Genomic DNA, 14228 nt, shown 5'->3' with positions numbered 1-14228 from the left:
GTATTACATTTTAAAAGCATGCTCTAGCTCATTTGGATAAGAGCAAATTCGCTAATTTGCAAGCTAAAGCTGTATTTTACTTGCAACCAAAACTCGGTGCTTTTTTGATACTATTTTTGTATCTGTGCGAAGTTTTCTTATATCTTTTTGCTTGAGCGCCATCCTCATTTTTTGATAGCTTCATAAGTAAAAATTTAATAAAATCCCAAAATATCAATGAAAAGAGTCTTTATGGATGAGTTTTTAAAACAGGCTTGGCGTGCAAATAAAATTTATACAAATGCTGCTGCTAGCGTGCCATTTTACCCAGATCTGCTAGCTCTTCTTATAGTTTGCGACGAGAGAAATTTAGATCAGTTTATGGCGCTTGATGAGTTTAGGCTGGTGCTAAAAAGGCTTAAGGTTGAGCTTGATATATTTAGCATACAAAGTGCGCAGCTTGCGACTCTTAAAGCTTTAAACGAGGCTAAAATTTCAAGTGATGAGATAGTAAAATACCTAGAAATATTACGTGATGAAAAGATCATAGATGATGAGAAATTTGCCTTTTTAGAAAAGATCATAAGCAAAAACAAAGGCGCTAATGAGGCTAAAATTTCTCATACCAAGCCAAAAGATCACTTCCATAAAAACCTAGACTTTTTAAATGAGATAAACGAAAAAGCAAGCTTACTTGATAGCGATAAAACATTTTTAGAGGCACTTGCGGCAGCCAAAAAAAGATCAAACGAAACGCTTTTTAACATAGCTGCAAGTGGCGTCATAAACTCTGGCAAATCAACCCTTTTAAACGCTCTTTTAAATAAATCCATCCTTGGCGCTTCAAACGTGCCAGAGACGATAAATTTAACCATTTTAAAGCACGATAAAAATAGCCATGCAAAGGTAAATTTTTACACCTTAGATGAGCTTTTAGCACTTGGCGTACCAAGCGAAAATTTACCAAGCAAAAGCGTAGATATCGGCATAGATGAGATAAAAAACTACACCTCTTCAAGCTCAAAAACAGCAAATCTCGTAAAAAGCGTCGAGCTTTATGACGATTTGGAGCTTTTAAAGGACAATGTCTGCATCATCGACACGCCAGGCATCGATGACGCGGTGGTTTTAAGAGAGCAGATCACTACAAATTTTATGAGAGAGTGCGACCTTTTGGCTCACCTCATGAACGCCTCACAAAGTGCCACGCAAAAGGATGCGCTATTTTTGAAAAAATGCCTTGAAAAATCGCATATCGTAAGGCTTGCCGTGGTGCTAACTCACGCTGATGAGCTAAGTGCCAAAGAGCTAAGCGAGACGCTAAACTACACTAAAAAAGCGATCGGCGAGCAGATAAATGGCGTGGAGATTGATTATTTTGCGCTTAGTGCAAAAAGCTACTTAGAAGGCTCTGCAAATAGCGGCGTAGAGGAGTTTAAAGACTATCTTTACGAGGTGCTCTTTGGCAAAAACTCTAAAAAATCAGCCCTTATCTTAAGCTCGTATCAAAAGGAGCTAAAAAATATCCTAAATAGCAAGCTTGAAGCCACTAAGGCTGAAATTTTGTCGCTCAAAGCTTATGAAGTGGAGCTTAAAAAGCTTCAAAATGAGCAGGCAAGCGTTAAGAACGCACTTAGTGAAAATTTTTCTAAACTTGAAAGTCTAACTCAAAATGAGCTTGCAAAACTTGAAAGTAGCAACACCAAAAACATCTATAAAATGGGGCTTGAGACGCTTTTGCAAAATCTAAACGACAAGGCAAAAAGTGAGATAGCCTACTGCAAAAGTAAAAAGCAAAGCTTAAATTTAGAGCGCCTAGAGCAAATAGCAAAAACGACGCTTCGTGACGGTGTGATAGCGCTTATGAGAGAGGCTAGAAACGAAACTTTGGTGCAAACAAGATCATGCGAGCAAAATATCGCTTTAAATTTTGATGATTATGTGATGAGCAAAGACGAGGTTTTTAACATCAATGACTTTTTAGAGCAAATGGGCGTAAAGCTTGAATTTAAGGAGCTTTTAGCTGCATTTAGAGCTAAAATTTCAAGTGACGCAAGTGAAGCACTTTTAGGCTTAAAAGAGGGCTTGCTAAAAGATAAAAATATCTCTCAATTTTGTGAAATTTTAACTGACCATGAAAAAAATCGCCTTTTAAACCTCATAAAAACCTATGAAAGCGCTCAAAAAGCCACGCTTGATAAGAGGCTAAAAGAGCTAGATCGTGAGCTAGAAAAGCTTAGCTCGCAAAATCAAAACTCACTTTTAAAACTAAAAGAACAAAACGCCTTGCAAGATGAAATTTGCTCGCTTTTAGGGGAGCTAGAAAATGTTTAATGAGTTCATAAATGCCTATAAGGCGAGATATTTTAAGGTTTTTACAAGCGACTTTATGGGCGAGCTAGCAAGGCTGGTAAATGAGCTAAATGATCCAAGCCTGCACGCAAGCGATGAGATAAAAGAGAGCCTAAATTTACTAATCGACACTCTAAATGAGCCGCCTCTCATCGCCGTCATCGGGCAGTTTTCAAGTGGCAAATCAACATTTTTAAACGCTCTGCTTGGGCAAAACATCTTGCCATCAGGTCTAACGCCTGTCACGGCAAAGGCTGTGCGGCTAAAATTTGCAAAGATGCCACTTCTTAGCGTGAAATTTACAAATGGCAGCGAGAGTTTGCTAGCTAGCAGTGAGCTTGCAGAGCTAAACGCCATGAGCGAGCAGATAAAGAGCATGACACTTTATGCGCCAAGCGAAATTTTAAAAGAGGTAAATTTCATCGACACGCCCGGCCTAAACTCACTACGAGATGCCGACACAAAAGAGACCAAAAACACACTAAAAAAGGTCTGTGGCGCGATCTGGCTAAGCCTCGCAAACAACGCAGCAAAGGCTAGCGAGCTTGAAAGCGTAGAAGAAATTTTAAAGACAAACGACCTAAAGGCGCTTTGTTTAATAAACCAAAAGGATAAGCTAAGCAAGGACGAGCTTGAAAGCTTGCTAAAGCACGCTAGGCAAACTTATGGCGAGCTTTTTGACGATATCATCGCCATCTCATCAAAGCAAGCACTCAATGGCATCACAAATGAAAACAAGAGCGAGCTAGAAAGCTCAAATTTTGCTAAAGCACTAAGCGCGGTAAAAGAGGCGTTTTTAAACGCGAACTTTAAAGAAAATTTCATAAAAGCAAGGGCGAAAAAGATAGTAAATTTTTTGATTAGCGAGCAAGAAAATCGCCTAAAAGTTTATAGCGCAGCTGGTGAAATTTTGGATAAATTTAATGCCACGCTTGAAGAAAAACTGGAGGCTATAAAAGAGGAGTTTAAGCCTAAAATCGCCCTACGATACAGCGATATGAGCGAGGCTATCAAGCTTGCAAGTGATGAAGTTTTTAAGCTGCTTAAGCCATTTTCTAGGACAAAATTTAACCCAGCAAAGACGCTTTTAAACAAAGAAATTTATAAGCGAGAAAATTTTGAAATGATAAGCCTTGATACGGACGAAGTCTTTTCAAAGCTCATCTATGAAGATTTCATCTTTTCTAAATTTTTTAAACGCTATAAAAGAGATCTAAAAGAGCTTGAAAATGAGATCATATCGGCTTTTGATGAGCTTTATAAAAGCTTAGAAGATGAGCTTTTCGTTTATAAATCTCGCTATGAGAGCTTTAATCCATTTGATGAGTTTGCCTCAAACTACGAGACAAAATCGATAAATACCTATGCTGGCAGGACCTATGAGAATTTCTTAAGAGAGTATGAAAATGCCAAATTTAAGGCAACGCAAAAGATATCGCTCTTTTTTGAAAAGCTTGACGTAAAGGTTGCGTCAAACTACGAAAATGCGCTTAAACTTGCGGTTTATTTTCTAAAGCAAAAGATCGAAAACTCGCTAAATTCGCACCTGCAAATGGGTACGCCACTTTACATCCCAAGCGCAAAAGAGGTTTATGAGCGCATGCTAAATGCCTTTAGCTTGTATGAATTTGACGATCTTATGTGCTCAAACAACTCTTTTTTAAATAAAACTTTGCTTGATATAAAGACCGAATTTAATGAAATTTACGCCCAAAAAATAGCGATGCTTGAACGCCTAAAAGCAAAGCCAAAAGAGCAAATTTTAAAGCTAGAAAAACTTCAAAAGAGTTCGGTGATATTAAAGTAAAATTTGACTTCAAACTGCGCGTGCAAGTGTCTTGCAAATTTTAAAATTTCATGAGCGAGTAATTTCGGCTCTGATTTTAGTGGTAAGCTTTGCGAGACCTAAAATCAGTAGTCAATTCTTGCGAGTGAATGAAAGTTTAAAATTTGAAAAAAAGATTTTTAGAAATTTAAAGTTTTGCTTCTTTGTTAAGGGGGAAGAGGCTTGAATTACGGTCTGCTTGCAGTTGCGAGCTTGCGAAGCAAAGAAGCTCCCTTCCCCCTTAACAATCCCCTAACCCCGACGACGTTAGATGTGGCATGCGTCAGTGCTAGAGCACTACATGCGTTTTACTCCAAAAAAATAAAGCAAATTTAAAATTTTATGAGCGAGCATATCATGGCTCTAAATTTAGTGCTAAACGAAGTGCAGCCTAAATTTAGTAGTCTGCTAAGGCGAGTGAGTAATATTTTAAAATTTGTAAATTTGCTTCGTCAATTTATATAAGAGTCAAGTAAATTTTAAAATTTCATGAGCGAGTAATTTCGGCTCTAAAATTTGAGCTAAGCGGTAAGCGAAGCCAAATTTTAGTAGTCAATTCTTGCGAGTGAATGAAGTTTTAAAATTTACCAAAAAGCATAAATTTACTACAATCCATGCAGTGGTTTAAATTTGTTTAGTGCAGATTTTATCTGCCATATCCCTACTCTATCTTACCTCTTGCCAAAACTGGTACCTTTTCGCAGACCTCATCGTCACTTACGAGATAGGCGTAGTCATACAAATTTACCACCGGACAGATGTGATTTGGATAAATCCGCACGAGATCACCCACGCTCACGTTTTTTGCAAATTTTTCGTTTAAGATGATCGCATGCTCGTCAAATAGGCTGTCTATCCACACTTCATGCTCCGCGATGAGCCCCATGCCAGGCGTCGTGCAAAAACCTTCACTGCGTCTCTCTTTGGTTAGCGCCTTTGCTCCAACATCAAGGATCGTGCGGGTGGCAGTCGGCCTTGAGATCACGACGCTAAGCACGCTAGCAGCGTTCATATCAAAGCTGCCATAGGCATTTGCCTGCGACGCATCCATAAATATATATGTGCCAGGTCGCAGCTCCGTGACACCTTTTGGTATCTCAAAATCGTTTATCAGTGAGGGCGTAGAGCCGATGCTAACGGTAAAATTTTCATATCCAAACTCTCGCGCGATACCAGCAAATTTTAGCGTTCTCTCGGTTGCCACCCTAAAAATTTGCTCGCACTCACGCTTATCTTTTGCCTTGTACGAGTGGCCATCATGCGAGAAAACACCGCAAAATTCCACATTGTTACACTCTTTAAAAGCGCCCATCAAAGCTCTAAAATCGCTCTCTTCTATGACGCCTGAGCGGTTTTCGCCAACCTCTATCTCGACAAGCAGCCTAGCTATCTCGCCAGCCTCGCCAAAGACCTCGTTAATTAGCCTTAAAACGCCCACGCTATCGACGCCAAAGCTCACTTTAACGCCAGATCTTACAAGGGCTATAATGCGAGCAAATTTCTGCCTTGTTACGATCTCATTTGCGATAAAAATGTCGCTTAGCCCCTCTTTTGCCATCACCTCAGCCTCGCCCACCTTTGCCACCGTGATGCCCTTTGCGCCGCACTCTACTTGCAGTTTTGCAAAGTATGGCATCTTGTGCGTTTTGGTATGTGGTCTTAAGCTTACGTTAAATTTATCAGCATATTTTTGCATTTTTTCTAAGTTTTTTAGCACTATCTCTCTGTCTATGAGCAGTGCTGGAGTGTCTATTTCGGCTATTTTCATGAGCTATCCTTTCTTTTTTCTTAGATTTTAACTCTAATTATTTAAAAAAGGATAGCTTTTAGCACTTTAAATTTTCAAAGTGTTACTTTTAGGCATTTCTTGCGCCGATCTTTGGTGCATCAAACGCCCTGACACGTTTTGGCGTGCCCTTAAATTTCTCGACCTCGACAAGGCTCGTATGGGCGGTGTTGCTCTGGCTCATCTTGCTTGATGGCACGTCTTTTGTGAGCACGTTTAAATTTCCATGCAAGCAAAGGCTCTTCTCGCCTGGCACATCTGGGTCGTACCAAGCGCCCTCGCTCACGATGACGACGTTTTGTGGCACGTCCTCGGTCACAAAGGCACCGCACAAAATTTCGCCCCTGTCGTTGTAAATTTTTACCACATCGCCCATTTTTATCCCTCTAGCCTCGGCTGTTTTTGGGTTTATGAGCACTGGTTCGCGCTCTGCGATCTCGTTAAAATGGCGAAGCACAGAGTTATTTAGCTGCGAGTGAAGTCTAAATTTAGAGTGTGCGCCGCTGATGGCGATAGGATACTTTTTGTTTTTCGCACCCAGCCACTCAAATGGCTCAAGCCAAGTCGCATGCGGTGGGCAGTCATCATATCCAAAGCCAGCGACCGTTCCAGAGTAAATTTCTATCTTGCCAGATGGCGTTTTTAGCGGATTTGCCGCTGGATCATCACGGAATTTCTTGTAGTTTGTAAAGTAGCGTTTTTTCTCATCGACCTTGTCAAATCTAAAATATCCCTTCTGCCAAAACTCATCAAAGCTTGGCATGCTCTCATATCCAAGTCCAGTAGCCTTTTTAACGGCATCTTCGTAAATTTCTTTTACCCACTCTAGCTCGCTTTTGCCCTCACTAAACGCCTCTTCCCTGCCCCACTCTTTTGCGATCAGCCTTGCGATCTCGAAGTCGCTCTTGCTCTCGCCAAATGGAGCAACAAGTGGCTTAATGGCAAAGAGATACTCGTTAGTCGAGTTTGCCATCTCGATGTCCGTTCGCTCGCACTCAAGCGCAGCTGGCAGGACGATGTCGCTAAATTTAGCCGTGCTCGTCCAAAATGGCTCGCAAGTGATGATCGCTTGCACTTTTTGCATAGCTTTTATCGCTCTATTAGTCTCTGGATGCCTTGTAAATGTCGAGCCGTTGGCATTAAACATCACTCTGATCTTTGGTAGCTTGTAGCTCTTGCCATTTCTAGTTATCTCTTTGCCAGGGCTTAAAAGCGCGTCTATGAGCCTTGAGTTTGGCAGCTCATAGCCCTTAGTCTTTGGCACAAGGCCGCTATCAATGAATTTTTGTGGCACCTTCGTCTCAAAAGCCGCTAGTTTAGGCGCTATGAAGCTCTCATCAGCGTTTTTGTGCATGCCGTCATTTGTGACAAAGCCACAACCCTCTTTGCCGATGTGTCCAAGCATCGCATTTAGCGTCACTAGCGCCCAATACGCCATCTCGCCGTGATCTTGCCTTTGGATGGCGTAGCCACTAACTATGACTGAGTCGTTTTTAGCTAGATCCTCGCTAAATTTCGCCAGCTCTTGCTCGCTCACGCCACAAATTTTGCTTGCCCAAGCTAGGTTTTTATTGACCCCGTCTTTTGTGCCAAGCATATACTCTTTAAATTTATCAAAGCCAACGGTGTATTTTTCTATAAATTCTTTGCTGTAAAGCCCCTTTTCAAAAAGGTAGTTGCACATACCTATCATCATCGCTGTATCGGTGCAAGGCACGACTTCAAGGTACTTTGCGCCAAAATATCTTGCGCTTTCGTTGTGATAAACATCGACGCTATAAATTTTCATCTCGCCGCTCTCGCCTTTTTTTCTGATCTCATCGTAGTATTTATATGAGTTGTGTAGCGGTACGCCAATGGCGATCTTGTTTGAAACGACTGGGTTTGTGCCCCAAAATACGATCGTTTTGGCATTTTTTAAGATAGCCTCCCACTTTGTTGGCGCTAGTGTTGGATCGATCGAGCCAGTGACGTGAGGCAAAATGACAGTTGCTGCGCCGTATGAGTAGCCACCAAGCTCATTTACATAGCCGCCAAGCACGTTAAGTAGCCTCTTTGCGGTCTTTTGGCTGTGGCCGACTTTACCAAGGCTACCCCACTGATAAACCTGTCCGTAGATAGCTTCAGCGCCGTATTTATCAAAGTTTTCTTTTAAAATTTTCGCACTTAGTTTTATCGCCTCATCCCAGCTAACGCGCACAAACTCCTCTTTGCCACGAAGCTCTGGCTTTGGGTTGTTTGGGTCAGCCAGAAAGCTCTTTCTAACAAATGGATATTTTACACGGCTTTCGTTTTGGATGTGATCAAGAAGTGCGTTGTTTAGCTCATTTGGGCACGCATCACCCTCAAACGGCTCAGTCTCTACAACGCGGCCTGCGATAGTTCTTACATAAAATGGGCCAAATTTGTTTGCACTTAGGCCACTTTGCTTGTCAAAAAGCGCCTGAGCTGCTCCGTCAAGCTCTTTTGCTTGAAGGCTTGCTGCGCTTAAGGCACCAAGCTTTAAAAAGTCTCGTCTTTTCATTTTCTCTCCGATTTTGGTTAAATTTATTGTTTTTGGTTAGTTTTATGAGTTATAAATTTAGTATTTTGTATCATCTAGTCATGAAAAGGCCTTGTAATGTAATACGCAAACTTGCGTCTAAATTGCGTTATTTTAGCCAAAAAAATATTAAAGGATAGGCAAATGGTAGGATTTTATGTAAATGTAAAATTAAAAGCTGGATGTGAGGCGAAATTTGAAGAAATTTTAAAAGAGATCGTGCCAGCTTCAAGAAAAGATAAAGGCTGCATAAGCTACGAGTGTGGCGTGGTTGCGGGCACCAAAAGCGAGTACTGCTTTATGGAGAGCTGGGAAAATTTAGAGAGCCAAAAAGAGCACATGAAGAGCGCTCACATGGTGAAAAATGCGGCTGCACTGGAGGCTTGCAAAGAGAGCCAAGAGGTGAAAATAATAAATTTTGTAAGCGTAAAGGAATAATATTTGCTTAAAAAGGAGCAAAATTTAGAAAAATGAGCGAAGAAAAGATGCTTGAGATGATAAACGCGACTGCCGATATTATGTTTATGGCTATACTTAGAGGGCGTGTGAGCCTTGAAGCCTGCAAAAAGGATAAGGAGTTCATCGACGCTTTAAGAGAAGAGCTGCTTAGCAAAAACCCAAACAAGCTCAAAGTCGCGCAAGACTCGCACCAGATGATCGCCATTTTCGAAAAATACCGCAATAAAAAATAATTAAAATTTAAATCCATTTGCCGATATAGTGTTAAAGGATTTGACATGATAAACGCACTAAATGGACTTAATCAAAGCTTTAACTACCAAGACACTTTTAGTAAGCAGCCAACGACTATCGCAAATTTAGGCAAGGTAAAAATTTCTCCCAATGCCCTAGACATCAAGCATCTATCGCTTTCTGGCTACTCGTCAAATGATAAAATTTCTATCTGGGGCAAGATGAACGGGCTTGATAGCTCTATGGGTAAAGATGAAGTTGCTAGCCTTAAAAATTTCGTTGATAGCACGAAGCTTTGGCGAGCAAGCTCCATTCTAACCAGCGAGAAAAACGGCTTTAGCGTAGATGAGTTTAACAAAACTTACAATATATATGCTATTGCCACCGACAACCTGAAAATTCTAATCAACCACGCCAATGGCACACTTTATCTAAACCGCGAAGCTACAAATTTACTAGACTCTGATCTAAGCATAGATAAATTTAAAGACAAATGGCTGGAATTTACCGCCGAAAGGATACTTGGCGAGCATGCAAATGTGAAAATTTCTTTTAAAGACGGTGCCTTGCACTACGAGCAAACATCGGCTAAAAAGCGCATAGAAATCCTAGGTCAAGCGATGGCGCATCGTGTAAGCTACGCTGATAAAAATAGCAAAGATGAGTTTTTGAAATTTCTAAAAACAAGCTATGAAAAGGGCGAAAATATCGCTGATGTGCTGCAAAATATCGCTCTTACGCCAGTTAGAGAAGATGGCGGTGAAGAGATAGAAGAAGAGAAATTTAAGCCTATGCAAGTTACCAAAAAGAGCGTAACCTACACGGATAAAGACATAAAACGTGAGTTTTTTGAGGAATTTATCAGGCGCGAGGTCGAAAATGGCGCGAGCTTTGACGATCTGGTGCAAAAGCTAAACAAGCTAAAGCCAAAGGACATACTGGCTTAGCTTTAGGTTTAAATTTTGGGGCTGGCATGGTTCTTAAAATTTCTACTCAGGTTTAAATTTCTGGAGGCTATTAGCTCTTTAAATTTCTATTTAGATTTGAATTTAAAGAGTTAGTTTAGCTCCAAATTTTCTAATCAAGTTTAAATTTAAAGAGCTAGCTTGACTTCTCAAATTTCTGCTTAATCTTAAATTTTAAAGAGCCAGCTTTGCTCCATAAATTTATATTCAGGTTTAAAATTTAAAAACCAGCCAGCCAGCCCAGCCCCAAAAAATTTCTACTTTGGATTATTTATGCTTATCACCATATTTTTCTCATCAAGATATAGCCTAGCAGCCTCTTTGATGTCGTCATTTGTGAGCGCTTTGACCGCATCTATATACTCATCAGCCGTGTAAAGTGGCGTGTTGAAAATTTTATTTGAGATGATGAGATTTTGCCAAAACTCAGGCTTTTCGTAATCTTTTTTTATAGAAATTTCACTCTGCGCCTTAAAATCCTCCAAATGTTTTGGCAAGAGCGCGCCATCACGCTTGATGCTAGCTATTATCTCCTTTATCTCGGCGATGATCTTGTCTGTGTTTGCAGGGTCGCAAGTAAAGCCGATCACCGCCTTTGAGTGCTCATACGGATAGCGAGCGAGCCTAGCATTTAGACTAAAGCCGTATGTTTGGCCTTTGTCTTCTCTGATCTTTTCACGAAGCGCCGTTTTTAAGACCGAGCTTAGCGCTCTTAGCTTGACCACCTCTTTGAAGCTATATTTTGTATCTAAATTTATTATATCCACGCTCACGTCGCTTCTTTTTGTGCTTTGATACTCCCTTTTAAAGGTGTGCTGTCCTTTGATGCTTCGCACGCCATCGTCTTTAAAATTTTCAGCCTCGCCAAGCTTTGGCAACGTAGCGATATACTTTTTAACAAGTGGCAAAAGCCTCTGCTCGTCGGTGTCGCCGATGATTACGAAGGTGTATGAGGCTGCGTTTGTAAATTTATCTTTGATGATCTCTTTTAGCTCATTTAGCTTTAGCGCGTCGATCTGCGCCATCTCGATGGGCGCTACACGCTTATTGTTTTCGTAAAAAAACTTGCTAAATTCGGTACTAAATTTATATTCAGGTAAATTTTGCTCTTTAGCTAGCTCATCTTTTGCTCTTTGTTTTATCCTCTCAAGCACGTTTGCATCGGCTCTTGGTGAGCTAAACTCTAAATTTATAACAGCTAGCAGCGAGCTAAGATCGCCACTGCTTGAAGAGCCGTAAATGCCCTGTGTAAGCGCCTCTATGCTCTTTTCGTAGCTTACTATCTTGTCGTTTAGCACCTTTGAAAGCTCGTAGTTGTTAAATTTGCCAACGCCACTTTCATTTGTGAGCGCAACCGCAAAGCCGCCAAGCTTAGGATCGGCTAGATCTGAAGTGCCACCCTTGCTAATGGCTGCAAACAAGATGCTATCTTTTTTGGTAGCTAGTGGCTTAAAGATGACTTGCGAGCCATTTGGCAGCTTATAAGTGTAGATGCCATGCTTTTGGTCAAATTCGCTAGAGACTATATCTTTTGGCTCTAAATTTTCATTGCCAAAGCTCTTATTTAGGCTCTGGCTAGCCAAATTTGTATCGTAAGGTTTTGCTTCATCTTTTAGCTTTAAAAAAGCATCTTTGCTAAGCTTAAAGCCATCTTTGCTAAAGACCCTCACGCGCTCATCAGGTATGGCTAAAATTTGCCTAAATCTAGCATTTACATCTTCAAGCGTGATCTCGTTTAAGAGCTTTAGGCTAAGGTTTTTGCTATCTTCATCGCTTAGCACAAAGCCGCCATTTTCGATCATATTTAAAATTTCACTTGCATAAACGCTTGATTTTTTAGTTTTTGAGCGTTTAAATTTAGCCTCTACGTTTGCCACAAACGCCTTTTTCACATCGCTAAAATCGCCTTTATTAAAGCCAAATTTCTCAATGCCCTTTAAAACGCTTAACATATCTTTAAGGCTAGCGTTAAAATCATCTCCGATCACATTTGCCTCAAAGCTATAAATTTTTTGCTTTGCTTGAAGCGTTTGCGCCATAAAATCAACACTTAAATTTGATGAATTATTTGCATTTTTTTGCTCATAAAGCATATTTATAAGGCTTGCTATTAGCGCATCTTTTAAATTTCGCTTCACATCAGCCTCGTCTGAGACTGGCTTAAATTTATCAAAAAAGCTAAGTCTTACAAACTGAGCAGCCGTCTCGTTTGCGTCGTAGTTAAAGACATTTAGCCCATCTTTAAAAGCGATGCTTTTATCTGGATGAACGTATGAGTTGCTATTTTTTGCTGCGCTAAAGTTTTTCTCTATCAGAGCTTTTATCTCGTTTTTATCAAAGTCGCCAACTGCTACAAAGCTCATAAATCTTGGCTGATATAGCCTCTCATAAAACTCTTGCATGTGCTTAGCATCTACGCTTTTTATCACGTTCATATCGCCTATAGGCACTCTTTTTTGATAGATGCTGCCAGCAAAGATGTCCTTGCTTTGAGCAAGATAGAGCCTATATGCTGGCGTATTTCGCTGGCGCTCCTCCTCCATTATGACGCCTCGCTCCTTATCAAGCTCGCCTGCGTCGATCTTTACGCCATCGATCCAGTTTGAAAAGACCTTAAAAACATCCTTTAAATTTTTCTCATTTACATTTATGCTTAGCGTGTAGCTCGTTTGATCGTAGCTTGTTTGTGCGTTTAGATCAGCGCCAAATTTAACCCCAAGGCTCTCAAGCTGTTTAATGAGCTCATTTTTGCTAAAGTCACGGCTACCGTTAAACGCCATGTGCTCCAAAAAGTGCGCAAGCCCTTGCTCGCCGTCTTTCTCATCAGTCGAGCCTGAGTTTACGACTAGGTAAAAGATGGCCGTTTTTTGTGGGAGTTTATTCTCTTTTATATAGTATTTAAGCCCGTTTTTTAGCTCGCCACTTAGCATATCTTTGTCATTTTGCAAGGCAAAGAGGCTAAGCGCTAGGCACAAAAGTAGCAGAATTTTTCTCATAATCCGTCCTTTAAATTTCTATGTAAAAGCGGATTTTAGTATAAATTTTAAAATGCAAGATAAAGCTAGCCTGCTAAATTTGCAGGCTAGTTGAGAGGTGTTATTTTAGTTCGTATTTTTTAAGCAGTGCGTCGTAGCTGCCGTCTTTTTTCATCTCATCTAAAATTTGATTTATCTTAGCGATAAGCTCGCTCTCTTTATTTTTGTCAAAAGCGATTGAAAAGCCCTCGCTACCATCAACCTCTTTGAAAAATGCCTCTACTTCAGGGTTTTTCTTGATAAAGCCATAGCCGATCGAGCTATCAAGGATGACTGCGTCAAATTTGCCAACTTTTAGTCCCATGATGAGTGGCACAGTATCTTCTGAAGGCACTACTTTTGCGCCATTTATCGCATTTGCAGCTAGCTCTTGGATGGTGCCTTGTTGCACGCCTACTTTTTTGCCAGCTAGCTCTTCTTTATCCTTTAAAGCGTCGTTGCCTTTTTTCTTTAGGTAGATGTTTTCAGTTAGATAGTATGGCTTTGTAAAGTCAATCGACTTTAGTCTGTCTGGAGTCGCGCTCATCGCACTTATGATGCCATTTATCTTGCCAGCTTTAAGCGCTGGGATAAGGCCATCAAAGCTCATATTTATGATCTTATATGAAAAGCCAGCACGCTTTGAAATTTCATCTATCAAATCGATGTCAAAGCCTGTTATTTTGTTGTTTTCATCGATGTATTCAAATGGCGGGTAGTTTGCCGCTGTACCAAATTTTAGCTCGTTTGCACAAAGAGCAACAAAAGCTGTCAGTAAAAGAGCAAAGATCTTTTTCATGTCTATCCTTTAAGGTGATTTAAAGCCCTAATTATCGGCATTTATCTATTAAAATTTGTTTAAATTTAGCACAATGACAGAAATTTACACAAGCTTGTAAAGTGTATAGACAAGTGCTCTAAAAGAAGTCGGGCAAATTTAAAATTTATCATATCACCAAATTTTAAACTTGCTAGAGCTTTTAAAATGCATGCAGTGCGAAGCACCATTGCATGCCACCTTTAACGTGCGAGGGGGTTAGGGGATTTAAAAAGGGGGATAAGGGGACGGCTT

10 protein-coding genes are annotated in these 14228 nt (G+C 40.5%); 6 read left to right on the top strand and 4 right to left on the bottom strand.

Going from position 1 to position 14228, the window contains the following annotated elements; all coding sequences use genetic code 11:
• Window positions 1-231: 231 nt before the first annotated feature.
• The 3 genes from CVS86_RS09205 to CVS86_RS10140 all read left to right on the top strand — a co-directional run bounded on the left by CVS86_RS09205 (window position 232) and on the right by CVS86_RS10140 (window position 4621).
• On the top strand, window positions 232-2313 hold the full coding sequence (locus CVS86_RS09205; protein ID WP_107791693.1) for a dynamin family protein: 2082 nt from the start codon (window positions 232-234) through the stop codon (window positions 2311-2313).
• Entirely contained in the window at window positions 2306-4138 is a 1833-nt protein-coding gene (locus CVS86_RS09200) for a dynamin family protein (RefSeq protein ID WP_107791692.1), read from the top strand. Before CVS86_RS09205 ends, CVS86_RS09200 begins: the two co-directional genes overlap by 8 nt.
• A 360-nt stretch (window positions 4139-4498) precedes the next feature.
• Window positions 4499-4621, top strand: a complete 123-nt coding sequence (locus CVS86_RS10140; protein ID WP_258033763.1) for a hypothetical protein — start codon at window positions 4499-4501, stop codon at window positions 4619-4621.
• A 196-nt stretch (window positions 4622-4817) separates the two neighbouring features.
• On the opposite strand, the gene CVS86_RS09195 is transcribed toward CVS86_RS10140, so the two are convergent.
• Both CVS86_RS09195 and CVS86_RS09190 read right to left on the bottom strand, forming a co-directional pair.
• Window positions 4818-5924, bottom strand: a complete 1107-nt coding sequence (locus CVS86_RS09195) for a D-TA family PLP-dependent enzyme (protein ID WP_107791691.1) — start codon at window positions 5922-5924, stop codon at window positions 4818-4820.
• A gap of 88 nt (window positions 5925-6012) precedes the next feature.
• Window positions 6013-8466, bottom strand: coding sequence for a molybdopterin-dependent oxidoreductase (locus tag CVS86_RS09190; protein ID WP_107791690.1), 2454 nt, complete (start codon window positions 8464-8466; stop codon window positions 6013-6015).
• Between the two features lie 162 nt (window positions 8467-8628).
• On the opposite strand from CVS86_RS09190, the gene CVS86_RS09185 reads away from it, so the two are divergent.
• The 3 genes from CVS86_RS09185 to CVS86_RS09175 are packed head-to-tail and all read left to right on the top strand — an operon-like array spanning window position 8629 to window position 10124.
• Window positions 8629-8922 (top strand): putative quinol monooxygenase, encoded by a 294-nt coding sequence (locus CVS86_RS09185; RefSeq protein ID WP_012140151.1) that lies wholly within the window; start codon window positions 8629-8631, stop codon window positions 8920-8922.
• A 32-nt stretch (window positions 8923-8954) separates the two neighbouring features.
• Window positions 8955-9176 carry a hypothetical protein gene (locus CVS86_RS09180; RefSeq protein WP_002941152.1) on the top strand — a complete coding sequence of 74 codons (222 nt, stop codon included), beginning with the start codon at window positions 8955-8957 and terminating at the stop codon, window positions 9174-9176.
• Between the two features lie 45 nt (window positions 9177-9221).
• The gene (locus CVS86_RS09175) at window positions 9222-10124 is read left to right on the top strand and encodes a hypothetical protein (RefSeq protein WP_107791689.1); all 903 of its coding nucleotides are present in this window, start codon (window positions 9222-9224) and stop codon (window positions 10122-10124) included.
• A gap of 275 nt (window positions 10125-10399) precedes the next feature.
• Here the strand turns inward: CVS86_RS09175 and CVS86_RS09170 are convergent, their stop codons facing one another.
• Entirely contained in the window at window positions 10400-13138 is a 2739-nt protein-coding gene (locus CVS86_RS09170; protein WP_107791688.1) for a M16 family metallopeptidase, read from the bottom strand.
• Window positions 13139-13238: 100 nt separating this feature from the next.
• Complete coding sequence (locus CVS86_RS09165; RefSeq protein ID WP_107791687.1) at window positions 13239-13955, bottom strand: basic amino acid ABC transporter substrate-binding protein; 717 nt, start codon at window positions 13953-13955, stop codon at window positions 13239-13241.
• Window positions 13956-14228: the final 273 nt, after the last annotated feature.

Origin of the sequence: Campylobacter concisus, assembly GCF_003048605.1 — a bacterium.
Classification (GTDB): Bacteria; Campylobacterota; Campylobacteria; order Campylobacterales; family Campylobacteraceae; genus Campylobacter_A; species Campylobacter_A concisus_BM.
The sequence above is the reverse complement of the archived record's forward strand: the minus strand, read 5'-3'. Positions and strand labels throughout refer to the sequence as shown.

Bases quoted from the DNA above. Each gene is read 5' to 3' on its own strand.
- CVS86_RS09205 (WP_107791693.1), top strand. From the start codon at position 232: ATGGATGAGTTTTTAAAACAGGCTTGGCGTGCAAATAAAATTTATACA.
- CVS86_RS09200 (WP_107791692.1), top strand. From the start codon at position 2,306: ATGTTTAATGAGTTCATAAATGCCTATAAGGCGAGATATTTTAAGGTT.
- CVS86_RS10140 (WP_258033763.1), top strand. From the start codon at position 4,499: ATGAGCGAGCATATCATGGCTCTAAATTTAGTGCTAAACGAAGTGCAG.
- CVS86_RS09195 (WP_107791691.1), bottom strand. From the start codon at position 5,924: ATGAAAATAGCCGAAATAGACACTCCAGCACTGCTCATAGACAGAGAG.
- CVS86_RS09190 (WP_107791690.1), bottom strand. From the start codon at position 8,466: ATGAAAAGACGAGACTTTTTAAAGCTTGGTGCCTTAAGCGCAGCAAGC.
- CVS86_RS09185 (WP_012140151.1), top strand. From the start codon at position 8,629: ATGGTAGGATTTTATGTAAATGTAAAATTAAAAGCTGGATGTGAGGCG.
- CVS86_RS09180 (WP_002941152.1), top strand. From the start codon at position 8,955: ATGAGCGAAGAAAAGATGCTTGAGATGATAAACGCGACTGCCGATATT.
- CVS86_RS09175 (WP_107791689.1), top strand. From the start codon at position 9,222: ATGATAAACGCACTAAATGGACTTAATCAAAGCTTTAACTACCAAGAC.
- CVS86_RS09170 (WP_107791688.1), bottom strand. From the start codon at position 13,138: ATGAGAAAAATTCTGCTACTTTTGTGCCTAGCGCTTAGCCTCTTTGCC.
- CVS86_RS09165 (WP_107791687.1), bottom strand. From the start codon at position 13,955: ATGAAAAAGATCTTTGCTCTTTTACTGACAGCTTTTGTTGCTCTTTGT.